This window comes from Streptococcus sp. ST14, from assembly GCF_046098195.1.
Classification (GTDB): domain Bacteria; phylum Bacillota; class Bacilli; order Lactobacillales; family Streptococcaceae; genus Streptococcus.
In genome coordinates, this window is the sequence record NZ_JBJUSF010000006.1 from 1 (window position 1) to 24,126 (window position 24,126).

Annotated in this window: 21 protein-coding genes; 3 read left to right on the forward strand and 18 right to left on the reverse strand. The window is 42.0% G+C overall.

Annotated features, from left to right (window positions below; genetic code table 11):
- Positions 1–241: 241 nt before the first annotated feature.
- From ACIY19_RS03020 to nrdR, 18 genes are all read right to left on the reverse strand, one after another.
- Positions 242–3,139 carry an SIALI-17 repeat-containing surface protein gene (locus ACIY19_RS03020; protein WP_129558618.1) on the reverse strand — a complete coding sequence of 966 codons (2,898 nt, stop codon included), beginning with the start codon at positions 3,137–3,139 and terminating at the stop codon, positions 242–244.
- A 287-nt stretch (positions 3,140–3,426) separates the two neighbouring features.
- Positions 3,427–3,654: a hypothetical protein gene (locus tag ACIY19_RS03025; protein WP_000576349.1), complete on the reverse strand. Its 228-nt coding sequence runs from the start codon at positions 3,652–3,654 to the stop codon at positions 3,427–3,429.
- Between the two features lie 804 nt (positions 3,655–4,458).
- Complete coding sequence (locus ACIY19_RS03030) at positions 4,459–5,439, reverse strand: acetylxylan esterase (protein WP_050201339.1); 981 nt, start codon at positions 5,437–5,439, stop codon at positions 4,459–4,461.
- 316 nt (positions 5,440–5,755) lie between these two features.
- Complete coding sequence (recG, locus tag ACIY19_RS03035; protein ID WP_409002667.1) at positions 5,756–7,771, reverse strand: ATP-dependent DNA helicase RecG; 2,016 nt, start codon at positions 7,769–7,771, stop codon at positions 5,756–5,758.
- Between the two features lie 17 nt (positions 7,772–7,788).
- Positions 7,789–8,892 (reverse strand): alanine racemase, encoded by a 1,104-nt coding sequence (gene alr, locus ACIY19_RS03040; protein ID WP_409002668.1) that lies wholly within the window; start codon positions 8,890–8,892, stop codon positions 7,789–7,791.
- Entirely contained in the window at positions 8,882–9,244 is a 363-nt protein-coding gene (gene acpS, locus ACIY19_RS03045) for a holo-ACP synthase (protein ID WP_008278293.1), read from the reverse strand. Before acpS ends, alr begins: the two co-directional genes overlap by 11 nt.
- A 44-nt stretch (positions 9,245–9,288) precedes the next feature.
- Positions 9,289–10,320 (reverse strand): 3-deoxy-7-phosphoheptulonate synthase, encoded by a 1,032-nt coding sequence (locus ACIY19_RS03050; RefSeq protein ID WP_000864031.1) that lies wholly within the window; start codon positions 10,318–10,320, stop codon positions 9,289–9,291.
- Between the two features lies 1 nt (position 10,321).
- Positions 10,322–11,353 carry a 3-deoxy-7-phosphoheptulonate synthase gene (locus ACIY19_RS03055; protein ID WP_409002669.1) on the reverse strand — a complete coding sequence of 344 codons (1,032 nt, stop codon included), beginning with the start codon at positions 11,351–11,353 and terminating at the stop codon, positions 10,322–10,324.
- A 79-nt stretch (positions 11,354–11,432) separates the two neighbouring features.
- Positions 11,433–13,946 (reverse strand): preprotein translocase subunit SecA, encoded by a 2,514-nt coding sequence (gene secA / locus ACIY19_RS03060; protein ID WP_409002670.1) that lies wholly within the window; start codon positions 13,944–13,946, stop codon positions 11,433–11,435.
- A gap of 115 nt (positions 13,947–14,061) precedes the next feature.
- Positions 14,062–14,832: a DNA alkylation repair protein gene (locus tag ACIY19_RS03065; protein WP_409002671.1), complete on the reverse strand. Its 771-nt coding sequence runs from the start codon at positions 14,830–14,832 to the stop codon at positions 14,062–14,064.
- Positions 14,833–14,975: 143 nt separating this feature from the next.
- Positions 14,976–15,266, reverse strand: a complete 291-nt coding sequence (locus ACIY19_RS03070; protein WP_409002672.1) for a hypothetical protein — start codon at positions 15,264–15,266, stop codon at positions 14,976–14,978.
- 481 nt (positions 15,267–15,747) lie between these two features.
- Positions 15,748–16,344 (reverse strand): LemA family protein, encoded by a 597-nt coding sequence (locus tag ACIY19_RS03075; protein WP_000812471.1) that lies wholly within the window; start codon positions 16,342–16,344, stop codon positions 15,748–15,750.
- A 160-nt stretch (positions 16,345–16,504) separates the two neighbouring features.
- Positions 16,505–17,356, reverse strand: coding sequence for a YgcG family protein (locus ACIY19_RS03080; protein WP_095725858.1), 852 nt, complete (start codon positions 17,354–17,356; stop codon positions 16,505–16,507).
- Positions 17,357–17,584: 228 nt separating this feature from the next.
- Positions 17,585–18,895 carry a ribosome biogenesis GTPase Der gene (gene der / locus ACIY19_RS03085; protein WP_009730455.1) on the reverse strand — a complete coding sequence of 437 codons (1,311 nt, stop codon included), beginning with the start codon at positions 18,893–18,895 and terminating at the stop codon, positions 17,585–17,587.
- Between the two features lie 13 nt (positions 18,896–18,908).
- Positions 18,909–19,622: an NADPH-dependent oxidoreductase gene (locus ACIY19_RS03090; RefSeq protein ID WP_409002673.1), complete on the reverse strand. Its 714-nt coding sequence runs from the start codon at positions 19,620–19,622 to the stop codon at positions 18,909–18,911.
- Positions 19,619–20,515, reverse strand: a complete 897-nt coding sequence (gene dnaI / locus ACIY19_RS03095; protein ID WP_125328218.1) for a primosomal protein DnaI — start codon at positions 20,513–20,515, stop codon at positions 19,619–19,621. Before dnaI ends, ACIY19_RS03090 begins: the two co-directional genes overlap by 4 nt.
- The gene (locus ACIY19_RS03100) at positions 20,516–21,679 is read right to left on the reverse strand and encodes a DnaD domain protein (protein WP_409002674.1); all 1,164 of its coding nucleotides are present in this window, start codon (positions 21,677–21,679) and stop codon (positions 20,516–20,518) included.
- Complete coding sequence (gene nrdR / locus ACIY19_RS03105) at positions 21,680–22,153, reverse strand: transcriptional regulator NrdR (protein ID WP_001203678.1); 474 nt, start codon at positions 22,151–22,153, stop codon at positions 21,680–21,682.
- A 140-nt stretch (positions 22,154–22,293) separates the two neighbouring features.
- Between nrdR and ACIY19_RS03110 the strand changes: the two genes are divergently transcribed.
- Genes ACIY19_RS03110 through ACIY19_RS03120 form a run of 3 tightly spaced genes read left to right on the forward strand, consistent with a single transcriptional unit; the run spans position 22,294 to position 24,103 of the window.
- Positions 22,294–22,659, forward strand: a complete 366-nt coding sequence (locus ACIY19_RS03110; RefSeq protein WP_084873418.1) for a GntR family transcriptional regulator — start codon at positions 22,294–22,296, stop codon at positions 22,657–22,659.
- Between the two features lie 4 nt (positions 22,660–22,663).
- Complete coding sequence (locus ACIY19_RS03115) at positions 22,664–23,359, forward strand: ABC transporter ATP-binding protein (RefSeq protein ID WP_409002675.1); 696 nt, start codon at positions 22,664–22,666, stop codon at positions 23,357–23,359.
- Positions 23,360–23,374: 15 nt separating this feature from the next.
- Entirely contained in the window at positions 23,375–24,103 is a 729-nt protein-coding gene (locus tag ACIY19_RS03120; protein ID WP_409002676.1) for a hypothetical protein, read from the forward strand.
- The last annotated feature ends 23 nt before the right edge of the window (positions 24,104–24,126 follow it).

A 24,126-nucleotide genomic window follows, 5' to 3' on the forward strand; every position in this document is an offset into this window, starting at 1 on the left:
TCTCGATAAAATAAATAAAAACCCTTTAAACCGTTGATGTTAAAGGGTTTGTTTTATGCACGAAAAAAGAGCACACATCTTATTTCAATCTACTATATTTTATAGAACAGACTACTCTGAAAGTAGTTTCAGACCTCTTATGATTTCGTATCAGCCTGAATGTCATCAAAAAAAGATAGCAGGCTTGAAAACCTGCTATCTCCTTCTATTTTTACAAAATCAAATGTTTAGAATTCTTCTCTTATTGTTCTCTCTTTTTCCCTAGCGTAAACAGACCAAGGAAGAAAGCTGTTAGTCCTAGTGAAGCTAGGAGGTCACTCTCCTTGTTTCCTGTTTCAGGAAGTGCCTGCTGAGCAAGAGGAGCTTTGTAAGTATAATCTTCTTTTGTAGTAAGAGTTACAAGCGAATCAGATCCCTTATACTCTGCGATTTCATGAACAGCTGGCTCTGTACCATTAACTCCCCCTGTAAATTCTGGAACTTCATGCACCGCTGCTTTGCTACCATTTACTCCGCCAGGAACTCTGGCACCTGCTAGATTTACAGGAAGATTATGCATACTTTCGATGCTTCCTTTAGCTATACCAATAATTTCCTGTCCGATATCTTCCTTATCTACTGCAAACAACAAGGTCTTGCTATCATACTGGGTTAGGAAAGTCGCTGTTTTACCATTTGCCAATTGAAGGGTTGGAGCCTTGTTGACCAATACTTCTGAGTCGAACTCCAAGCCAATAACTCCTTTGCCCATCTCTCCTTTGCCCATCTCTCTAGTTCGCTTCACTTTCGCTTCGGTAGGAGAAATCAGATCTTTGCTCAAAAAGTCCCAATTAAATTTTCTAAATGATAGGGTATAGGCATTTTGTCCTTTTTCAGTATGTTCATACAAGATACCATACTCCCCATTTCCTAATTCTTGGAGCGAATTATAGGCAAACTCTCCTTTTTGAATTGGATTGTGTTTGAGCCAAGTCAACTCACCATTTTCTTCGACACGTGCCAAGTGGACCATCCCATTTTCACGTTTCGGTCCACCTGCATTACTGAGGATGATGTATTCTTTTCCTTCGTGCATCGTATGGATAGCAGACATTTGAACATAGACATCTTTAACCTGTGGATAACGTTTGATATCCTTCTCCCAAGTCACTCCTCCGTCTTTACTTGTAGCAACCTGAAGATCTCCAGTCAAACCACGCATAAAGAGTTTAACATCTCCATTGTTTAGTTGTACCACCGTTGATTCTGTATTTTGCGCACGTTCATTGTTCATCGTAGAAGAGTGGATCTTTTGACCGTCTACCTGACGGTTATCGTTGACCGCTTCTCCAGCATGCCAAGTTTTTCCATGATCATCTGAATAGATGACACGAGAAGATTGCGAGCCATTTAAGTGAGATACATTATTAGTCGTATAAACCGGTATCAAAATCCGTCCCTTGTGAGGCCCATTCCGAAGTACAATTCCTGTTCCAGGACCTGTTCCTAGGAACTTCATCCAATCCTTGCGAAGACCTGGAGTAATGTCTCTCGGTGCAGACCAAGTTTTACCATCATCGTCACTATATGACATCCATAGATAGCTCGTATTGGCTACTCTAAATGGATTTTTTGTACTGTGTGCAAAATAGATATTTCCAATCAATTCCTGACCTTTGTAAAGATTTCCTTTATCTCTATAGCCAGGTTCTGTTGGATTCACTACAACACGATAATCCGTCTTTTGATTTTGTGCATTATACACTTCTCCATTCTCACGAACAGTATAATGACCAGACTCTCCTTGTTTATACAAGATTTGATAAGTTTTATCCCCTATCTTTTCATAAGCTTTTTCAGGTGTTTTTGGCATTCCAAAAACTGCTCGACCTTCTGGGAACATATCATAAATTGAGAAGATTCTCTTTGTTGTCGGGTCTTGAACCAAAACCATATCAATATTTAGAGGCGATGGCGCAGCAGGATCTTTAGCTTCAGGATTATCTCGAAGATTGGAGATAACCACCTTATCTCCCCATGTCTTTCCATTATCTTCACTACGTCTGATGACCATACCGATATCACCCCAGTCACTCGAATGGAGACGGCGTTCATCTGCACCTGCGATCAAAGTTCCTTTATCTGTCTTGAGAAGTGCTGGAATACGATAACTCTTGATTCCATCTTTATTTGGTTTACCGTTACGCCCGCTTTCGAATATGTCCGTTTTCTCTGTTAAAACCGCTCCTTCAGGTAGTTTTTTTTCTAAATCTGAGCGTTTAAAAAGTTGACTACGTTTTTGTACCTCTTCTGGTGTTAAAGCACGATTATACACAGTGAGATTCCGAATCTGTAGATTTGACCCCCAAACCGTATTGTTGGCACGCTTGGTTGCTCCGATTTGCACATGCGTTACATCTGGCATATCTTTAATGAAATTGCCAGATTTCAGACTTGTTCGAGATAATACCCCGTTTACGTAGAGGCGAACTCGACCATTTGGCAATTCTGCTGTCGGTTTTTCAACTGTGAAAGTCACAGAATTCCACTGACCTGGTTTAACTTTTAAGGGTGCATCGTTGTAATTATTGTAAAACTGTTTCCCATCCGAACCACGCCCCTCTAGAGTAGCAGTATTATTGTAAACTGCCATAGTGAAGTACTCATCTTTTTTAGTAGCACTTGACACAGAAAAGAGATTATAGAATGCTGGAGCCTTGGCATCTGGCTTAAACTCCATGTGAACTGTTGCGTTTTCAAGTTTCTTTAGTTTATCTAGTTCACTTGATAAATCAACTCTCTGACCATTTGAAGCATTGGTTTCAACATCTTCTTTTTCTATCACTGTTTCGACATTTTCCAAATCTCGTGCATAGTAATCTCTTGGAATTTTTTCTTCTTGCTTATCTTTCCTTTCTTGTTCTTGCTTATTGCCAGAAAGTTCAGTCTCTGAAGAAGGCTGGCTCTTTTCTGTATCAGTTAGGGTTGAGCTCTCCCCCGAAAGTTGAGTTTCATTTGCCAGAGGTTGCTCACTTGCCCCTTCTTGAGCTAAAACAGGAGACGTTCCAAATACCACTGCTCCTACAATCATAGAAACCGCTCCTACCGATAGTTTCCTAATGCTATAACGACACTTACGTTCTTGAACACTCCGATTCATACTGATCCTCTCTATATCTATATCCCGATTTCTGAAATAAGACATTTATTCCAGAAAATGCACTTAGTTTGTCTTTTATTAATTTTCTTTTACTACAGTTCATTTAAATGACAAAAATGAACTAAACAAACTATCTCAAATTGGTGCCAAATTTCCCCTCTCCTTTCTCCAATCAGACTCCTGCCAATCTAGTTTATCTACCAGGACACCGCTGCAATTAAACTAAACTATCTCTTTATAAGCAAATGATGGACATCAGCTTATGCTATTTACACCATACTTCCTGCTCAATCCTTATCGAACACTTTTTCAAATAGCTTTTCATAAGCATAAATACTTGTAGAAATAATGGGAAATATAATCAAGCTCACAATCAGAATCTTATCCAGCTTAAAGGGGACAATCCCAAATAAGTGAAGAAATAAATCAATCAGAAAACTGTCGAAAAAAACTGTCAAAAGTAGTTCAACTTGTCTTTTTCTCTGCTTTTTTGTCTTGAATGCCTTAAATATCATATTATTCCCCTTTTCTAAGCTTCAATCCCTTCTCTCTATCTGTTATTTCGCATAGCTACTACTATTTTTACAGCAATCTATCTTTAAATATACATAAAGATAGATTCTATCACTTTTTATAAGCGTTAGTAAATTTATTATACCTCATTTTTAAAACGCTTTCAATATAGTGTAATATAGTAGATTTTAGTTTCAAAAAATTCTTTTATATAATAATGTCCTTGAAAGTAGTTTCAGCTGAACATTTATAGTCCATAAAAAGAAAACAGAAACTCATCTGTTTTTATACTCAATGAAAATCAAAGAGCAAACTAAGAAGCTAGCCGCATGATGCTCAAAACACTGTTTTGAGGTTGTAGATAAGACTGACAAAGTCAGCTCAAAACACCGTTTTGAGGTGGCAGATAGAACTGACGAAGTCAGTAACATATATACGGCAAGGCGAAGCTGACGTGGTTTGAAGAGATTTTTGAAAAGTATTAACACCTACAGACAAGCCTGACGATAGCAAGAACTACCCTACTCGATAGGTATCGGCTTTTGCTTTCTGAAAAAAATTATTTTAAGCAATTTGACAAATCTAGCAACAAAAAATTCTATAAATATAATAGATTGAAACTAGAATAGTACACATCTACTTCTAAAACATTGTTAGAAATCGATTTGACTCTCCTGATCGATTTGTCCTGTTCTTGTTTCATTTTACTATATTTCTATGATAAAACGCATAGTATCAAGTTTTCTTAATCCCCTGATACTATGCGTGTTTGTGATTTTTAAGATTTTGTGCTTAGAGTCGACTCCTTATTTTAGATATTTAAAAGGAATCTCACTACCACAAAGCCAGTTATAAACCTGGTCATTGACAAAAACATTCATGGCTTCGTGGGCATACTCAGGCATGATGCGATAAGCCTTATCGCAGGTCAAACGATTGTAAATCGCAAACTGGGTAATGGGATAACAAACATTGTCGTCCAAGCCCGTAATCATCTTAACCTCACCTTGGATACGATGGGCAAGATTTTTGACATCGATATAGGCAAGGGTCGCCATGATCTCCTCCTCAGTTTCATGGAAGGGGTCGTGGAACTTGAAATAACGGAAAAGTTCGTCATAGGCCTCACTGGTATTGCCAATCTCAAGGACTCGTCTAAAGTCTGATAAGAAGGGATAAATGGCAACTGTTGTCTGAATCCGAGGATTGAGGGCTGCCGCAACCAGAGCTAAGGCTCCTCCTTGTGAGGCACCATAGCTAGAAAGGCGCTTCTCATCCACCTGAGGCAGACTGGCAACAATTTCAATCAACTGGTAAATATCCAGATAAACATCCTTATAAAAGAGGTGCTCCCGACCCTCCACAGCACCACGGATGATATGCCCCTTAACCGTATTTCCTAGAGGAGAACGCAAACCGTCTTGCGAATAACCTGACTGGCCCCGCACATCCATGGAGATAACACCGTAATCAGCTACGGTGAAGGCCAGCATGTCAGCCCAGTCCCAGCCCCGTCCCATATAACCATGGAAATGGAAAATCATTGGAACTTTATCCTCACTTTTTGGAAGGACGACACGTGCATAGACCTTACCTTCATTGGTTCCTTCAAATGTCAACTCATAGCACTTGACTTGAGGGATGTGAAAATCTCTTTCCTCCAACTGGTAGGCTGGAAGCGTGGAAACTTTTTTCACTTCCTCATCCCAGAAAGTATCAAAGTCCTCTGGAACCTCATCCCTTCCTCTATAAGTCTTGATTTCTTCTAACAAAGCTGGATTTTTCATAGCATGCTCCTTTTATTTTGTAATCGCTACCACAACTGTAGCATATCTATGTAATCAATGCAAGAAAGAAGGGTAAATAGAAAGTGAATTTAGCTTTTCTTCCTTCAAGCCTATTGACTGAAAGTAGTTTTAGAAACGAAAAAAGAGCATTTCGCTCTCTCTTCTGTTTATACTAGTTTTTTGCTTCCTTCTTTTGGAAAGTAGTTTGGTAATTTACTTTAATCGTTACTGTCATATGAGAGTCCTCGTTTCTTTTTGATGACTCTAGTATAAGGGCCAAACCTAAAAACTAGCTTAAGTTTTCCTTAGAGAAAGCTTAATCTAAATGTTCTTTCTTTTCCAGATGAAAAGCAATCATGCGCCACTCTGGATCCTCTTGCCAACCTTCGATAGAACTAATGTAGCTAGCAACCTTTCTGGCTTCTTCTAAAATCGGAAAATCTTCGATAATATCAGCTACTTGGAACTCTGGGAGTCCTGACTGTCTGGTTCCAAAAATCTCACCTGAACCACGCATTTTCAAATCTTCCTCCGCAAGGACAAATCCATTGGTGGTTTCTGTCATGATGCGCATGCGGTCTTTCCCAGAATCCGTCTTGGGATTAGCAACAAGGACAGCGTAGGACTGCTTGTCTCCCCGACCGACACGACCTCTGAGCTGGTGAAGCTGGCTGAGCCCGAAGCGGTCAGCATCCATGATAATCATGACGGTCGCATTGGGAACGTTGACTCCAACCTCAATAACCGTTGTCGAAACCAGAATATCTGTTTTTCTCTCTTTGAACTCCTGCATAATCTGGTCTTTTTCGTCACTCTTCATCTTACCATGTAGAAGAGCCACCTCTGCCTTTCCTGCAAAATGAGCCGTCAACTCTTCTGATAAGGCAATAGCATTTTTCAGATCCAGAGCTTCTGATTCTTCAATCAAGGGAGAGATGACATAGGCTTGAGAGCCTTTTTGGATTTCCCCCTCTAACCAAGTCAAAACCTGAGGTAGTTGCTCATGCTTGATCCAGCGTGTCACAATAGGCTTCCGTCCTGCTGGCATCTGGTCAATAATGGACACATCCATATCTCCAAATGCTGTGATAGCCAGCGTCCGTGGAATAGGAGTCGCCGTCATCATGAGGACATCTGGGTTGTCGCCTTTTTCCCGTAAAATACGCCTTTGCCCTACACCAAAACGGTGCTGCTCATCGATAATAATCAAACCAAGACGAGCATACTCCACCCCATCTTGTATCAGAGCGTGAGTTCCGACAATCAAATCAGCCTCACCCTTGGCAATGGTCTCCAAGACCTCTCTCTTTTCTGCAGCTTTCAAGGAACCTGTCAAGAGAGCCAGTTTCAAATTGGGAAAAAGGTTCTGTAAACTCTCAAAGTGTTGCTCTGCGAGGATTTCTGTTGGTACCATTAGGGCAGCCTGATAACCTGCTGTCACTGCCGCAAACATGGCCAAGCCAGCGACTACCGTTTTTCCACTCCCCACATCCCCTTGTAGGAGACGATTCATGTGGTGGTCGGACTTCATATCAGTTAAAATTTCCTGCAAACTCTTTTCCTGAGCTTGGGTCAGGGCAAAAGGAAGACTTGCTTTAACTGCTGTCACTTTTTCCTGAGACCAATTCAGAACCAGACCGCTTCCCTGAACTCTATTTTCAGACTTGAGTGACTGCAACTGCATTTGAAAATAAAAGAGTTCCTCAAATTTGATACGGCGAAGGGCCTGCTTGTATTCTTCCAAATCCTTAGGAAAATGCATGGCACGGACAGCCTGGCAACGGGACATGAGTTTGTATTTATCCAGCAAAGACTGGGGAAGATTTTCCTCTATCAAGAGGTCCAACCCCTGATCAAAGGCTGTCTTAATGACCTTAACCAGACTGGCCTGACTGATTCCCTGAGCCAAACGATAAACAGGTTGGAGGTCATCTTCCACCTGAGCTAGGACCTTCATCCCAGTCAGACTGGCTTTGGCGCGGTCCCATTTTCCAAAGACAGCAAGGGTTGCTCCCAACTCTATCTTATCAGCCAGATAGGGCTGGTTAAAGAAATTCACCGCAAAAACGACTTCTCCCTGCTTGAGGTTAAAACGCAGGCGATTGCGCTTGAAACCATAATACTGGACACTAGCAGGAGTCACTACCTGACCAGAAAGAACAGCCTTCTCCCCATCTTCCAGCTCTAGGACCTGCTTGGTCTTGAAATCTTCATAACGGAAAGGAAAGTAGAGCAAGAGGTCTTGCAAGTTTTCAATTCCTAGTTTGGCGTATTTCTCTGCTGACTTTGGCCCCACACCAGGCAAGACATGCAAGGGTTGGTGTAAATTCATGCTCTACTCCTTTCTTTTTAATAATATTCTCTCGGAATGCGGTCGCTGAGGAGGCAAACCACCTCATAGTTAATAGTTCCACGGTAGGTCGCTACCTGAGTTGCTGTGATTTCCTGGTCACCATCGGAGCCAATTAAGGTGACTTTTGTTCCTAGCGGGTAAACCTTAGGCAAACGAATGGTGATTTGGTCCATAGATACTCGTCCGACGATTGGGCAAGCTTCTCCATCTACCAAGACAGAGAAATTCTGCATATCTCGTGTCCAACCATCCGCATAGCCGATTGGCACCGTCGCAATGACTTGCTCGCTATCCGCCTGATAAGTTGCTCCATAGCCCATGCAAGCTCCAGCTGGAACTGTCTTGACATGAACCAGGGCAGACTCCAAACTCAAGGCTGGTGTCAAATCATAGGGCAAGTCCAAGACCTCTCCACTAGGATTCAGGCCATACATGGCATCTCCCATACGGACTGCATTGAAAATAGTCTCTGCATGCCAGAGGGTCGTTGCCGAGTTGCTGGCATGAACCAGCTCTGGGACTTCCTTCATACTTGCCAAAATAGCTTTAAATCGTTCTAACTGGGTATTAAAATAGGCATCTGATTCTTCATCTGCAGTAGCAAAGTGGGTAAAAATCCCCTCAACACGAGCACCGTGTTGTTGGAGCAAGGCTTGAGCCTGCTCTGCCTCACTGGAATCTCGGAAACCAATCCGTCCCATTCCTGAGTCAATCTTGAGGTGAACCGATAAGCCAGATAAATCAGCCCCAGTGGCAACCAACGCTCGAATCCACTCCAGTCCAGCCATCGTCAAAGTGATGTCGTATTCTTTAGCTAGGCCAATAGCTTCTAACTCAGATACACCTAGAATGAGGATTTTCTTGCTGAGGCCAGCCTGACGAAGTTCAATAGCTTCATCAATATTGGAAACACAAAATCCATCAACATCATTTTGAATAGCCTTGGCAACGGCAACAGCCCCATGACCATAGGCATTAGCCTTGATCACTGCCCACTTGAGCGTTCCTTCAGGGATATGAGCCCCCATTTGCTGAATATTTTGTCGAATAGCTCCCAGATGAATCAGAGCCTTGGTTGGTCTATGTGGACTAGCTTTCATGATTTTCCTCCAAAATGACACTGGCTGTCACAAACTGATCTGTATGGCTGATAGATAGCCAAATCTTTCCTGAAAATGGTGCCTGACTAAAATAAGGCGCGCCTCGTTCATTGTTCAAAACTTCCAAATCCTGAAAGGTCAGTTTGCCAATTCCTGTCCCCATAGCCTTGGAAAAGGCCTCCTTAGCCGACCAGCGACCAGCCAAGTATTCGATCTGTCTGCGCCCTTTGAGACTGGTAAAACGCTCCATTTCTTTAGGGGTCAGCACGCGCTTAGCAAAGCCCTCACGTCGTGTAACTGCGTTTTCTATCGAAGCCAATTCTTCGATGTCAATTCCGTGTCCAACTATCATACTCATAAAAGGAGCTGAGAATCCCCCAACTCCATCCTTTTCACTTATTTTGTTAAGGTAGTATAAATTTCTTCTACCAAGGCTACTGTATTTTCCCAACCTAGACAAGGGTCAGTTATGGAGCAACCAAAGACCTCTGGTTGGTTTTGACGGCCATCTGCTAGGTAAGATTCGATCATAAAGCCTCGAACCGTCTTTTTAATCTTTTCATTCCAGTCACGATTCAGCAAGGCTTGACGAACAATGCGAACTTGTTCCATATACTGCTTGCCTGAATTGTCATGATTGGTATCGATGATAATGAAGGGATTTTCAAGTCCCATAGTCTCATAGCGATTGATGGCATTTAAGAGGGTTTCATAGTAGAAATTGGGTTCATTTTTACCATATTCGTTCATGGCACCACGAAGGATAACGTGGGCCAAAGGATTTCCTGAAGTTTCCACTTCTTGGCCATGGTAAAGGAAGGTTTGCTTGTTTTGAGCCGCATAGATGGCATTAAACATGACCCCAAGGTTCCCAGATGTTGGATTTTTCATCCCAACCGGAGCATCAATACCAGACGCTACAAAGCGGTGTTCTTGGTCTTCCACTGAACGAGCCCCTACAGCATGGTAGCTGACCAGGTCATCAACCAAAACGAGATTTGACGGATAAAGCATCTCATCAGCTGTTGTCAATCCCGTCTCCGTAATCACACGATAGTGAAGCTGACGAACAGCCTGCAAACCATTGATGAGACTAGGCGCTTCGCTGGTATTTGGTTGATGAATCATGCCTTTATAGCCATCTCCATTAGTACGAGGTTTAGCCGTATAGACACGCATCACGATAAAGATTTTATCTGCAACTTTTTTCTGCAAGTCTGCTAAGCGACGAGCATATTCAAGCACTGCTTCCTCATTGTCTGAAGAGCAAGGTCCCATCACCAAAAGGATTCGGTCGTCCTCACCCGAGATGATGGCTGCCAACTCTCTATCGCGGGCTTCTTTCTTTCGCAAGGCTTCAGGTGACAACTGGGTCGCAGCCTTGATTGCTTCAATATCAATTTCTTGACCTTTTTCGATAAATGCCATCTTACTCTCCTAGCGTTTGGTAAATTTCGCGAACAAGTGCTTCTGTGTTGTCCCATCCGAGACACGGATCTGTAATGGACTTACCAAAAACTTCTGGTTCATTTTGACGTCCATCTTCTAGATAGGACTCAATCATAAAACCACGAACATATTTTTTGATCTTCTCATTCCAGTCACGGTTGATCAAGGTCTGACGAACGATACGGATTTGATCCATATATTGCTTACCTGAATTGTCATGATTGGTATCGATGATGATAAATGGATTTTCCAAGCCCATCTTTTCATACTGGGCAATAGTATCCATCAAATTGTCATAGTAGTAGTTAGGAATATTTTTCCCGTATTCATTCAAGGCACCGCGAAGAATGGCGTGGGACAATGGATTCCCTGTTGTTTCCACCTCTTTACCGAGGAAGAGGAAACTCTGTTTATTTTGCGCTGCGTAAATCCCGTTAAACATAACATTGAGATTTCCAGATGTGGGATTTTTAAATCCTGTTGAAAAATCTGCTCCACTCGCTACAAAACGGTGCTGTTGATCCTCTACAGAACGAGCTCCAACAGCCATATAAGAAATCAAATCATCCACCAGCGGAAGATTTTCAGGATAAAGCATCTCATCCGCTGTTGTCATTCCCGTCTCGGTAATCACGCGGTAGTGGAGCTGGCGAACAGCCTTGATTCCATTAATCAAGCTAGGTGCTTCTGTCGCATTTGGTTGATGAATCAAGCCCTTATAGCCATCCCCATTGGTACGAGGTTTAGCCGTATAGACACGCATGACCATAAAAATACGGTCTTTGACCTCTTCTTGCAAGGCAGACAGGCGCTTAGCATACTCGAGAACCGCCTCTTCGTTATCAGATGAACATGGTCCAATCACCAAGAGAATACGCTGGTCTTCCCCACGGATGATGGCTTCCAATTCCTGATCACGTTGATTTTTTCTCGCAAGAGCCGATCCCTCTAATTTAGACAAGGCGCGAACTTCTTCAATGTTAATTTTAGGACTTTTAGCTTTAAATACCATGATTCATCTCCTTATAAAGCAAACGGACACCAAGCAAAAAATGATTTTTACCAGGTATCCGCCTGTATCTTATCTCATATTATTGTCTCTTACCATGACAGTTCTTGAATTTCTTACCTGATCCACATGGGCATTGGTCGTTTCGTCCGATTTGGCTCAAGTCCAAATCTTCTGGAAGGCTTGCCTGCTGCGCTGCGATATTACGAGTCGCAGTTGTACTGATATTGTGTTCAGTTTGCGGACGTTCTTGTTCATGGATTTGTGCTTTCATCATCAAGCGGGTCACATCGAATTCAATCGATCCAATCATGTCGTTAAACATGCGGAAACCTTCTGCTTGGTATTCTACAACAGGGTTGTTTTGGGCATATCCACGAAGACCAACAGCATTTCGCAACTGATCAAGAGCATCGATATGGTCTGTCCACTTGTTGTCTACAACACGTAGAATCAAGACTTTTTGGAATTCTTTCACTGCATCTTCGTCACGAAGCTTAGCAACTTGGCTGTCATAGACTTTCAAGGCACGTTGGAATAGTTCATCTTTGATAGCTTGGTCTGACAAACCTGCAAGGTCTGAACGGCTAATTGAATCTTCTGGAAGCAAGTTATACTTAGCAAAGTTCAAGATCGCTTCCAATTTTTCATCTTCTTTCGAACGAGCATGTGCATCCACGATACGTCCAATGGTACGACGAATCATAGCATGGATTTCTGGTGCCAAGTCACGATCTGCAGTAATGACATCATAACGTTGTGCATAGATAATCTCACGTTGTTCACGCATAACATCATCGTATTGAAGGACTTGTTTACGAGTATCGTAGTTGTTTCCTTCGACACGTTTTTGAGCTGCTTCAACTTGACGCGTTAACATGCGAGATTCGATGGCTTCGTCAGACATGTTGAGTCGTTCAAAGACACCTTTCAAACGTTCAGAACCGAAACGTTTCATCAAATCATCTTCAAGAGACAAGTAGAATTGTGACTCACCTGGGTCTCCTTGACGTCCTGAACGTCCACGAAGCTGATTATCAATACGGCGACTTTCGTGACGCTCTGTACCAATTACGCAAAGACCTCCAAGTTCACGAACCCCTTCACCAAGCTTGATGTCGGTACCACGACCGGCCATGTTGGTTGCGATGGTAACTGCGCCACGTTGACCAGCGTTCATGATAATTTGCGCTTCTCTGTAGTGGTTCTTCGCATTCAAGACTTCGTGAGGAACACCTGCTACTACCAATTTCTTAGAAAGGAAATCACTCGTTTCAACGGCAACTGTACCTACCAAGACCGGCTGACCTTTTTGGTAACGAGCTTTTACATCTTCAACTACAGCCTTAAATTTCGCATCAAGACTTGCATAGAGAAGGTCTGAGTGGTCGATACGTTGAATTGGACGGTTAGTTGGGATTGGGATAACACGAATGTTGTAAATTTCGCGGAATTCTTCTTCTTCTGTTTTACCAGTACCTGTCATACCTGCCAATTTCTTATACATACGGAAGAGGTTTTGGTAGGTAATAGAAGCTGAAGTCTTAGTCTCATCTTGGATTGGCACACCTTCTTTTGCTTCAATCGCTTGGTGCAAACCATCAGAGTAACGACGACCTTCCATGGTACGACCTGTAAATTGGTCAACGATCAAGATTTCCTGCTCTTCACTAACCACATAGTCGATATCGAGAATCATGATATAGTTGGCACGGAGGGCATTGTCGATAAAGTGAGTAAGAGCTACATTTTCAATGTCGTAGAGATTTTCTAGTTTGAAGTAGCTTTCAGCCTTGTCAATACCAGAATCTGACAAACCGATCGTCTTAGACTGAACGTCAATGATATAGTCGTCTTTGTCCAAGGATTTCACGAAGTGGTCTGCCATATGGTAGAGTTGGCTTGTTTCAACTGCGTTGGCACCTGAAACGATCAATGGTGTACGAGCTTCGTCGATCAAAATTGAGTCAACCTCATCGACCAAGGCATAATTGAGTGGACGTTGCACCATGTTTTCTGCACGAACGACCATGTTGTCACGAAGGTAGTCGAAACCAATCTCTGAGTTGGTTGAGTAGGTAATATCGCAAAGGTATGCCTCTTTTTTCTCCATTGGAGATTTGGCTGCCAAGTTAATCCCTACTGACAAACCGAGCCATGAGTACAATTCACCCATTTCAGTCGCGTCACGTTCTGTTAGGTATTCGTTGACTGTAACTACGTGAACCCCTTTACCTGCAAGGGCATTGAGGTACACTGGCATAGTCGCTGTCAAGGTCTTCCCTTCACCCGTACGCATCTCTGGAACGTCACCATGGTGAAGAACGATTCCCCCCATTACCTGAACCTTATAAGGGAAAAGCCCGAGGACACGTTTTGCTGCTTCACGTACTACCGCAAAAGCCTCATATAGCAATGAATCAAGTGATTCACCCTTATTGTATCGCTCTTTAAATTCGTCAGTTTTCGCTTTTAGTTCTTCGTCTGACATTGCAGCCATTTGGCTCTCATAGTTAAGAACCTTATCAGCCATCTTTTCCAGACGACGAAGTTCTCCTTTATCATTTTCAATAATCGTTTTTAAAATATTAGCCATGATTTTCCTTACTTTTTATTCTGAATATTTTAGAATGTTCTTTTAATTTTAGCATATTTACCATTATTTTTCAAGAAAGAATCCTTAATTTACAACGGAAAAGGCCAGCCAAAATTCAGCTTTTTTTGCATAAATCTTCTGCGGCTACCTTTTTGTTTTTTGTTCGAGATGCATGCTTGATGATCCAAGCACAACTTGGACTTAGCTCCTCCTTTTGCCAAGTTTGAAGAATCCTTTCAAACTTATCAGGATCTTCCTTATACAAATCATTTAGATTATTGGCTACACTTTTTTGAATAGACTTATCTCTATCATCTTTTAGATTGGTCAGAATAGTGGTGAAATCCTCAAAATAATCCAATACCACGGTTTGTTTCTTAGCCCAAGGCAGACGGATACGCATACATTCGCTGGCAAGTCTACGAACGCGCAAATTTTCATCCTGACTCCATTCTAACAGCAAAGTCATTGTATCCTTAGGATAGCGAGCCAGCAAGGGCCTCATAGAAAATTCTCCAGTAAATCGCTTGGTTAGTTCCTTACTAAAGGCCGCGCTCAATTCAAATTCCTTGTCTCCATATAGCTCTACATATTTGCCGATTGGCCAAAGCCAATAACCTTCTGAAAACATGCCTAAACCACCCTCTAACTCAGGACCTAAGATTTTCTCAAAAACCTTGAGAGAGTCCTGATAAGATAGGGGAAGGCAATCTTTGATACTTTTAGCCAAGAGTTCTTGACGCTGGCTAAACTCCAAATTTTCCAAGTCTTTTTCTAACAACAAACTAAACTTTTGTCCATCAAAAGCAGGGGACGCTTCTTGCAACCGTCGTCTCAAATCCCTAGCATAAGCCAAGTCATAATAGTCCTTTACTTTTTTCGCCATTTTTAAATTCCTTAATCTTCTGTTTACGGAACTTATTATATCATACAGATAGCTCGTCAACAAAATCATTTTCACTTCTCAAACTATTTTGTCAAGAAAGTAAAAAGGACTAGAAGCTCGTCTAGTCCACCAATTTTTAATGTTTAATTTCCCAAAAATGTTGGTAATAAGCCAAAGTACAAAAAGAGATTGATCCAGAAGACCAAGCAAAAGATGATGCCAAAGATGAGAAGACTGATTTTTTTAATCAGTATGGAATATAGAATGGATAAGACACCAAAGACCACGAAGATTTTTTTCATAACGAAATAATAAATTGAAACTCCTGCTATTTGCCAACTCCAAGGAAGAAAAAATACGAGCAACCAGAGGATGCAAACCGTAAGAATGTAGATTTTGTAATAGCTATACATAAACTGCCTTACCTTTGACATCTTAAACCTCCTCTAAAAATTAGCTATTCTGTGATGAGTCTCTGTTATTGATCTGTCTCAGCTTGAACATTCTCTTCAGGCAGACATAGACTTTCCAGTCATTCACAAGAGATAAAAAGACTAAAAGAATCCATATCCCCCATCTTGTTAGTTCCATGGGATTTTTCAAGACAAAATTGAAAATTAAAAATGAAAAAATTGTAAAAGCGATACTAAATAAAGCCCACAAAGGGAGATAAATCCAGTAAAAGTAATAGAAAAACGCGAAATATTTACTATCTTTATCCGCCTTCTCAATCCAATGAAAAAAATAAAAGTATGGTGACAAGACCAAAAGTTGAAAAAGTCTTTCTAGCATGGCTTTCTCCAAGATTTCGTTTTATTTTATTATACCAAAAAAACCTGGAAAAGACTTTCCAGGTTTGAGTTTGAAATCACTAGTCATACTAGAGAAATTCCTTTATTCATAGGCTGATCCACTTTATTGACTTGATGAAGATGTTCCAAAATCGACCTTAGGAACTGTCTTGGCTTCTTCTGTTTCTTTAAAGGTTTCAGCTTCTTTAAAGTTCATCATATTCGCAAAAAGCACAGTTGGAAAACTTCTCAACTTTTGATTGTACTCGGCTGCGACTTTATTATAATCCTTGCGTGCTACAAAGATACGATTTTCACTGCCTGAAAGTTCGACCATTAGTTGCTCAACATTTTGATTGCTCTTGAGTTCTGGATAATTCTCCGTCAAGGAAATCAAGCGGGAAAGAGCGGAGCTCAATTCGCCCTGAGCCTTTTGGTTTTCTTCCGATGTCACTGAGCTACTACCGATTTTAGCTCTAGCATCCGCAATCTTGGTAAAGACTTCGGTTTCATGATTCATTTGTCCTTTAACGGACTCCACCAAGTTACCAATCAAGTCCGAACGACGTTGGAGGGCTGTCGAGACATCGGCCTGAGCCTGCTCCACCTTAGTCTGTTCACCAACCAGACCATTATAGGTCGTCACTGCGGAACAACTTCCCAGAATTAGTAGTCCAAAGAAAATCGCCACTATTGAGAGAATTACTTTATTTTGTTTCATATCAAAACCTTAACACTTTCTTTTATCAACTTTTCTGAGAAAATACTCAGATTTTAAATCAATTTCCCAAACTTTGTTTTTATTTTTAATTAAGGAGTGAACTCTTGCAAAGGAGTCACCTTACTGTATGGAGAAATCGGTTTGTGCAATATATGATCACTCACCAGTCATCAGAAGAACCACCGCCATCAAAGCCACCGCCGTCCCAGCCTCCAGATGAGTCGGAGCCCGAATCAGACCAAGAGGAACCTGAGTCTGATGAGTCACCGCCCCACCAGCCACTGCCAGAATCATCACCATGTGAACCGCTACCACGACCTCCAGATATAAATCCGATAATCATCACGATGAAGTAAATGAGAATTCCAAATCCGATAACTCCGTCACTCGAACTGCTTTTTCGATGCCGTCTCGAAGAACTGCTCTCACCAGCATACCTTTCAAGTTCCCTTAAGCGACTAGAGTTGGTAGTATAGCCGTAGCTACTTTTAGAACTTGAAGCACTTGTACTCGATCCACTATAGAACATGTAGTTGAGATTATTGACTATTGAGAGAACACCCTTGTTATAGTCACCATTTTTAAAGTAAGGGCGTGCCGTTGTCAAGAACCTGTGAGTCTGATAGTCTGTGATTTTACTGGCCACATTATTACTGGTTTCAATCCGTGATTTTCTATCTTGGACTGCTACCACAATCAAGACACCGTGATTGTCTCCCGAGTAGCCAATCTTCCAAGCTCTAGCTGTTTCATTGGCTACAGTCTCGATTGTTTCTCCATCTAGGCTTTTCACAACGTAAACACCCATCTGGAATTTTTCTGATTTTTTACTATTGACATTATTCAATTCCCGAATCTGACTTATAGTCTCATCCGTTAAATAATGATCCGGGTCATAAATCCCGTACTCAGGTTTTTCAGGTGCTGTGAATGCTGACAAGAAGAGAAAGACCATCAGCAACCCAAGCAAGCGAACCAACAAACTATGTTTAAATAATCTGCTTTTTTTCATAATAACCTCCCTGATAAAGGAAAATTGATTTAAGGAATTATAGCATTTTGATTTTTACAAAGAAAGTGCATTTTCATTACAAATAGATTACAAAAGCTAGGAAAATGATTGAAATTTGATGACAGATTCTCCTCCAATTTGATAGGTTCTTTTCTCCCCTCTTAGATAGAAAAAAAGAAGACTATGAAGTCTTCTTTCAGTTTATTTTTGTAGAAAAACAAGCAAGATTTACTTTCGTTTTCTCGCGATCAAGTGAATCGGTGTTCCCTCAAAGACAAAGGCCTTGCGGATTTGATTTTCCAAGAAACGCAAGTAAGAGAAGTGCATGAGTTCTTCTTCATTGACAAAGATGACAAAGGTTGGTGGCTTGGTTGCCACTTGGGTTGCGTAGAAAATCTTGAGGCGTTTCCCTTTGTCTGTCGGTGTTGGATTGATGGCAATGGCATCCATAATGACATCGTTCAAGACAGCTGATGGGATACGGGTGTTTTGGCTTTCACTGATTTGCTTGATCATCTCAGGCAGTTTATGGAGACGTTGCTTGGTAAGAGCGGATACAAAGACAATCGGTGCATAAGGCAGGTATTGGAACTGCTCACGGATGTCTTCTTCCCAGTTCTTCATGGTATGGTTGTCTTTCTCAAGAGTATCCCACTTGTTAACCACGATGATCATTCCTTTACCCGCTTCGTGGGCGAAACCTGCGATACGCTTGTCGTACTCACGAATACCTTCTTCTGCATTGAGGACCATCAAGACCACATCGGAACGGTCAATGGCACGCATGGCACGCATGACAGAGTATTTTTCTGTATTTTCGTAGACTTTACCAGACTTCCGCATACCAGCTGTATCAATCATAGTAAACTCTTGTCCATCAGCATCTGTAAAATGGGTATCAATGGCATCGCGCGTTGTTCCAGCTACTGGACTAGCAATCACACGGTCTTCACCCAAAATAGCGTTAATCAAACTTGATTTTCCAACGTTGGGACGGCCAATCAAGCTAAATTTAATCACGTCTGGATTTTCTTCTTCAACTTCGTGTGGTAGATTTTCCACAATGGCATCCAGCACATCACCCGTACCGATACCGTGGACAGACGAAATTGGCAGCGGTTCGCCCAATCCTAGCGCATAGAAATCAAAAATATCATTTCGCATTTCTGGGTTGTCAACCTTGTTAACGGCAAGGATAACAGGTTTATGGGTTTTATAGAGTTTGCGAGCTACGTACTCGTCCGCATCTGTAATCCCTTCTTTACCAGACACCACAAAAACGATGACATCCGCTTCTTCCATAGCGATTTCTGCCTGGTGCTTGATTTGTTCCATGAAGGGAGCATCGACATCGTCAATCCCTCCCGTATCAATCATACTAAAGGAACGATTGAGCCACTCACCCGTTGCATAGATACGGTCACGTGTCACACCCTCGACATCTTCTACGATTGAGATCCGCTCACCAGCGATCCGATTAAATAGGGTTGATTTCCCAACATTGGGACGTCCCACAATGGCAATAGTTGGTAAGGCCATGTTTTCTCACTTTCTACAATAACTTTTTCTGTTCTAGATTCTTCCGAGTTGAACGAGGTTCGGCTTGACCAAACTGCTCTGCCAAACGCTGACTCCAAGAGGTTGTCGCACGCGCACCAGCATAGTCTGCCTGTACTTTGTCATAGTCCAAAATCGCTGCTACTGGCTGTTCTTGGTATTCTTCTTCAAATACCACTTGGTTCAAAGGCAGTCTTGGTTTGACATCATGTTGTTGATTTGGCACACCGAGTGCAATCCCAAAAACGGGGTAGGTATAGTCAGGCAAATTAAAAAGCTCTGCTACTTCTTCCGACTTGTAACGGACCAAACCGATAATCACACCACCATATCCCAGACTCTCAGCCGCAAGCAAAGTATTTTGCCCAGCAAGCGCAGCATCCACAGAGGTGATGAGGAGACCTTCCACTCCTTGAGGTTGGAAAGTATCCGTATGGAGGCTTGCTCCTTTTTCTGCACGGTTTAGGGCACCAACAAAGAGCAAGAATGCAGCTGACTGGCGAATGGCTTCCTGTGGAACCAATTCATAAAGAGCATCTTTCTTCTCTTGACTGCGCACAAGAATCACAGAATAGGATTGGAAATTTTTCCAAGATGACGCCATTTGCCCAGCAGTCAGAATCTCTTCCAAGTCTGCTTGAGGAATTTCTTGCTCCTTAAAGCGACGAACTGAAGTATGAGCTTTCATCAGTTTAATGGTTTCTGTCATCGGCGATTTTCTCCTTCTAGTCTTGTCTCCTCTGCTAAATAGCGGATCCTTTCCATGACCCGTCTAGCTTCCCAAGTCTCATCATTTCCATTCTTTCCTTTGGCAAAATGTTTTTCCAAATCTTGGAAATTAAAGTTGGAAGTAAAGAAGGTTGGCAAATCTTCCTGCATACGATACTGGAGAATAACTTGGAGAATCTCATCACGCACCCAAGGTGTTGACTGCTCTGCACCAATATCATCCAAGACCAAGACTTCTGCTAACTTGATGTCATCCACCAAGGTCTTCACAGATCCTTCACCGATGGCATTTTTCACATCAATGACAAAGCTTGGATAGTGGAGAATCGTCGTTGATGCCCCACGTTTTTCAGATAGGTCGTGAGCTAAGGCCGCCATCATAAAACTCTTACCAACACCAAAATCTCCGTAAAGATAGAGGCCTTTTCGGATGTTTGGGTAAAGGTCAACAAAGGAATAGAGTCTCTCAAAAATCGGCAAGCGTCCTAGATCATCCAGGTCAATCTGAGCCAATTTCGCTTTCTTGAGACTGGCTGGTAGATTGATCAACTTAAGACGATTCTTAATTGCAGCCTCTTTTTCTGCCGCGATTAGTTCTGGTGTTTCTTCATAAGACACATCCGCATATCCGTGATTCATAACCAAGATGGGCTTGTAGCCACGCGCTATATAGTCCGCATCCCCACGAAGAAACTTGTCCCGTTCTGTGATATATTGGTTGAACTTGGAGATGCTACGATTCAACTCCTCTGGACTGAGGGATTCTTTCTGGATAAAAGCCGCTACATCTGGGTCTTTCATAATCTGCTGGACTAGGTCCTGATACTGAAAACGACTTGTCTGACGCTTGATAACATCGCCAACACTTTCCATCTAGTCTCCTCCTTCTTCTAATCGGGCTAACATTTCTTGTTTTTTACGTTCTAGTTCCAGACGAGTCTCCTCGCTGGTTTGATTTTTATATTCTGGATTACTCCACTTAGGAACATTGGTCTTAGTCGAGCTAGTTTTCGATTTCTGGTCTTCTTGCCCTTTTTGCTGACGCTCTCGAATCCGAAGCACAGCTTCTTCTGCTGTCCGAATTTTTTGATAAGCATAGTCATTTGCGACCTTCATGGCATATTTTTCATTAACATTAGCCGAATCAACCTTGTTAAAGGTTAGAAGCAAGACGATATTGATGACTTCATCCAACAAGCCTAAAGACGCCATCTGGTGAAGGAGTTCTCGTTCGCTCTGGGTGATGTTCCCCTTACGCGTTTGCTTGATTTCCGCTAAAAAGTGCAGGGGAGTTTTATTTTTGGCTTCCCTGATAATGGTCATTTCTTTGGGGCTAAAGTCAGAAGGAACCTGCTTTTGCGCAAGCTTTTCACGCATGCGTTTGACTGAAATAACCTGAGCCAGCGCTGTCGCCTTGGCTAATTGATAGGTTTCAAACCAGGTCCATTTTTTTTCATCTGCGATGGCAAACAATTCCAAAACATCTGCCTGCTCGTCTTCAAAACGCAAGCCATCTCGAGCCATCAGCCGCTGGAAATGTTCCAAATCAAAATCGTTTTTTAACTTGCTTTTAGACTCGCTTGGTGTCACTTCTTCAGTCAGGGTTGGAAAGACTTGGCTCAAAGAAACAGGGAGTGCTTCTCCCTCACTTGGAGTCTGCTTCATAGCAGAAACAGCTGTATCCCCAATCTTTTTCTCCAATAATCTACTATAGACAGAATGACTTAAAAAATCCTGACTGGAAAGGGGAGAATGAAGCTGCAATTCATAGACCTCCCCCTTCTGATAAAGGGTCAACAAATCCAAAGCAGATAAAATTTTAAAGGATTGGAGCAAGGTCGGCATGCCAAAGTTTAAGTGGTTGAGGATATGGGAAAAGAGATGTTCCTTTTGTCCACCATCCCAGAAGGTAATGGCATATAGATAGAGGCTCAGCGCCTCCTGACCGATAATCGGGAGGTAGCACTGCACCAGAGAAGAGGTATCTTGCGACACCCGATTATTCTTTAGAAAAGAAAAACGGTCATTTGGTTTCATCTATTTTTCCTTTTTCTTTTTAGAGGACTGGGTGATCTGCTGGAGAAGGCTCTCCAACTCACTCACATCCTTAAAGCTACGATAAACACTGGCAAAACGAACATAAGTAATCTCATCCAGCTCTGCCAATTCTTCCATGACTAAAGACCCAATATATTCACTTTGAATCTCATTCTCACTGCGACTACGGAGTTTTTGTTCGATACGATTGACCACCATGTTGATTTCATCACTCGAAACAGGGCGTTTCTGGGCTGAGCGGATAATCCCATTAAAGATTTTATCTCTCGAAAACTGCTCTCGTGTACCGTCTTTTTTGACGACAACCAGCGTTCTTTCTTCTACTCGTTCATAGGTTGTAAAACGATGCTGACACTCGTCGCACTCACGTCTTCGACGGATGGTATTTCCTTCTTCGGCTTGTCGACTATCAACAACACTAGACTTGGTAGCCCCACATTTTGGACAACGCATGCATTTCCCTCCTTGTCGTTTTCTTTTCATTATACCATTTTTTGAGCAATTCCCAAAACAATTCTTATTTTTACTTGACAAGTTTTTTGTTTTATTGTATTGTTTAATTAGAACAATAAAGACAAAGAAAGGAGACTATGATGTCCTGGTCATTTGATAATACAAAACCGATTTATTTACAGATTATGGAAAAAATCAAACTACAGATTGTTTCCCATGAACTGGAGCCCAACCAACAGCTCCCTACCGTGAGAGATTTGGCGAGCGAGGCTGGGGTTAATCCCAATACCATTCAGCGCGCCTTGTCTGATCTCGAACGTGAAGGATTTGTGTACAGCAAGCGGACAACTGGTCGATTTGTCACCGAGGATTTGGACCTCATCGTTCAGTCCCGCAAACAACTTTCCGAGGAGCAACTGCAACAATTCGTCTCTTGCATGCTTCAATTTGGCTACAAAAAAGAAGAACTGCCAAATGTATTAAGCGACTATATTAAAGGAGTTTAAGACCATGACACTACTAGCACTTGAAAATGTAACAAAATCATATGGAGCAACCGCGGCACTTGACAATATCTCACTAGAGATCTCAGCCGGAAAGATTGTCGGGCTCCTTGGACCAAACGGATCCGGAAAAACAACCCTAATCAAACTGATCAATGGCCTCCTTCAACCAAATAAAGGACGTGTCCTCATTAACGGACAGGATCCAAGTCCTGCTACCAAGGCGATCGTCTCCTACCTACCAGATACAACCTACCTCAATGAAGAGATGAAGGTTAAGGATGCTCTAATCTATTTTAAAACCTTCTATCAGGATTTCAACCTCGAAAGAGCCCAACACCTTTTAGCCGATCTCGGTATTGATGAAAACAGCCGCCTCAAGAAACTGTCAAAAGGAAATAAGGAAAAGGTCCAACTCATCCTGGTTATGAGCCGTGAAGCCCGCCTCTACGTTCTTGACGAACCAATCGGAGGTGTGGATCCGGCGGCCCGTGATTATATCCTCAATACCATCATCAACAACTACTCACCAACTTCTACGGTGCTGATTTCAACCCACTTGATTTCAGATATTGAGCCAATCTTGGATGAGATCATCTTCCTCAAAGACGGGAAAGTCGTCCGCCAAGGAAATGTTGATGATATTCGTTACGAGTCAGGTGAATCAATTGACCAGCTCTTCCGCCAGGAATTTAAAGCCTAAGCAAAGGAGATTATTATGTTTTGGAATCTAGTTCGTTATGAATTTAAAAATGTCAATAAATGGTATCTGGCACTCTACGGTGCTGTGCTTGCAATTTCAGTTTTGATTGGAGCTTTTATTAGCAGCCTTAGCCAGAGTTACAATCCTAACAATGCTGCTTATTTCATCTTCTTTTTAGTACTAGTCTTTGGAGGACTCAGCGTCACGCTTTGGATTGCGACGATCTTTTTAATCATCCGAAGATTCAAAGGAAGTGTTTATGACCGCCAAGGGTACTTGACCCTGACCTTGCCTGTCTCTGAGCACCAAATCATCACCGCAAAACTTTTAGGTGGCCTTGTCTGGTCCATCTTAAGCTATATCGTCTTTATCTTGAGTATATTGATTATCTTCTTCTTAACACCAATAGAAAAAGACTTCACTGCCCTCTATAACTTCATTTCCCCTTACCTCAGCTACGGCTGGCTGTATGCCCTATCACTGTTTGTAGGTTCGATCGCATGGATTTTATCCATTTACCTCTCCATCTCTATCGGACAACTCTTTAATGAGTATCGAACAGCTATGGGGATTCTAGCCTATATCGTTATTTCCATCGTTATTGGTTATATCACTTTCTTCTTCAGAGTTGATAATGACTTTAACGTGATAGCTAGTACAGAAATTCTGCGCGATCTCTTTTTATCAGCTATCTACTATCTCGGTACCTACTATATCTTGAAAAACAAGGTCAATTTGCAATAAAAAATGCCCAGCTAGAAAGCTGG

What these genes read in the sequence shown, in the direction of transcription:
- ACIY19_RS03110 (WP_084873418.1), top strand. Translation starts at nt 22,294, where the DNA reads ATGTCCTGGTCATTTGATAATACAAAACCGATTTATTTACAGATTATG.
- ACIY19_RS03080 (WP_095725858.1), bottom strand. Translation starts at nt 17,356, where the DNA reads ATGAAAAAAAGCAGATTATTTAAACATAGTTTGTTGGTTCGCTTGCTT.
- secA (WP_409002670.1), bottom strand. Translation starts at nt 13,946, where the DNA reads ATGGCTAATATTTTAAAAACGATTATTGAAAATGATAAAGGAGAACTT.
- ACIY19_RS03070 (WP_409002672.1), bottom strand. Translation starts at nt 15,266, where the DNA reads ATGTCAAAGGTAAGGCAGTTTATGTATAGCTATTACAAAATCTACATT.
- ACIY19_RS03050 (WP_000864031.1), bottom strand. Translation starts at nt 10,320, where the DNA reads ATGGCATTTATCGAAAAAGGTCAAGAAATTGATATTGAAGCAATCAAG.
- ACIY19_RS03055 (WP_409002669.1), bottom strand. Translation starts at nt 11,353, where the DNA reads ATGGTATTTAAAGCTAAAAGTCCTAAAATTAACATTGAAGAAGTTCGC.
- ACIY19_RS03120 (WP_409002676.1), top strand. Translation starts at nt 23,375, where the DNA reads ATGTTTTGGAATCTAGTTCGTTATGAATTTAAAAATGTCAATAAATGG.
- ACIY19_RS03090 (WP_409002673.1), bottom strand. Translation starts at nt 19,622, where the DNA reads ATGACAGAAACCATTAAACTGATGAAAGCTCATACTTCAGTTCGTCGC.
- alr (WP_409002668.1), bottom strand. Translation starts at nt 8,892, where the DNA reads ATGAAAGCTAGTCCACATAGACCAACCAAGGCTCTGATTCATCTGGGA.
- nrdR (WP_001203678.1), bottom strand. Translation starts at nt 22,153, where the DNA reads ATGCGTTGTCCAAAATGTGGGGCTACCAAGTCTAGTGTTGTTGATAGT.
- ACIY19_RS03065 (WP_409002671.1), bottom strand. Translation starts at nt 14,832, where the DNA reads ATGGCGAAAAAAGTAAAGGACTATTATGACTTGGCTTATGCTAGGGAT.
- recG (WP_409002667.1), bottom strand. Translation starts at nt 7,771, where the DNA reads ATGAATTTACACCAACCCTTGCATGTCTTGCCTGGTGTGGGGCCAAAG.
- ACIY19_RS03020 (WP_129558618.1), bottom strand. Translation starts at nt 3,139, where the DNA reads ATGAATCGGAGTGTTCAAGAACGTAAGTGTCGTTATAGCATTAGGAAA.
- ACIY19_RS03115 (WP_409002675.1), top strand. Translation starts at nt 22,664, where the DNA reads ATGACACTACTAGCACTTGAAAATGTAACAAAATCATATGGAGCAACC.
- ACIY19_RS03025 (WP_000576349.1), bottom strand. Translation starts at nt 3,654, where the DNA reads ATGATATTTAAGGCATTCAAGACAAAAAAGCAGAGAAAAAGACAAGTT.
- acpS (WP_008278293.1), bottom strand. Translation starts at nt 9,244, where the DNA reads ATGATAGTTGGACACGGAATTGACATCGAAGAATTGGCTTCGATAGAA.
- dnaI (WP_125328218.1), bottom strand. Translation starts at nt 20,515, where the DNA reads ATGGAAAGTGTTGGCGATGTTATCAAGCGTCAGACAAGTCGTTTTCAG.
- der (WP_009730455.1), bottom strand. Translation starts at nt 18,895, where the DNA reads ATGGCCTTACCAACTATTGCCATTGTGGGACGTCCCAATGTTGGGAAA.
- ACIY19_RS03030 (WP_050201339.1), bottom strand. Translation starts at nt 5,439, where the DNA reads ATGAAAAATCCAGCTTTGTTAGAAGAAATCAAGACTTATAGAGGAAGG.
- ACIY19_RS03100 (WP_409002674.1), bottom strand. Translation starts at nt 21,679, where the DNA reads ATGAAACCAAATGACCGTTTTTCTTTTCTAAAGAATAATCGGGTGTCG.
- ACIY19_RS03075 (WP_000812471.1), bottom strand. Translation starts at nt 16,344, where the DNA reads ATGAAACAAAATAAAGTAATTCTCTCAATAGTGGCGATTTTCTTTGGA.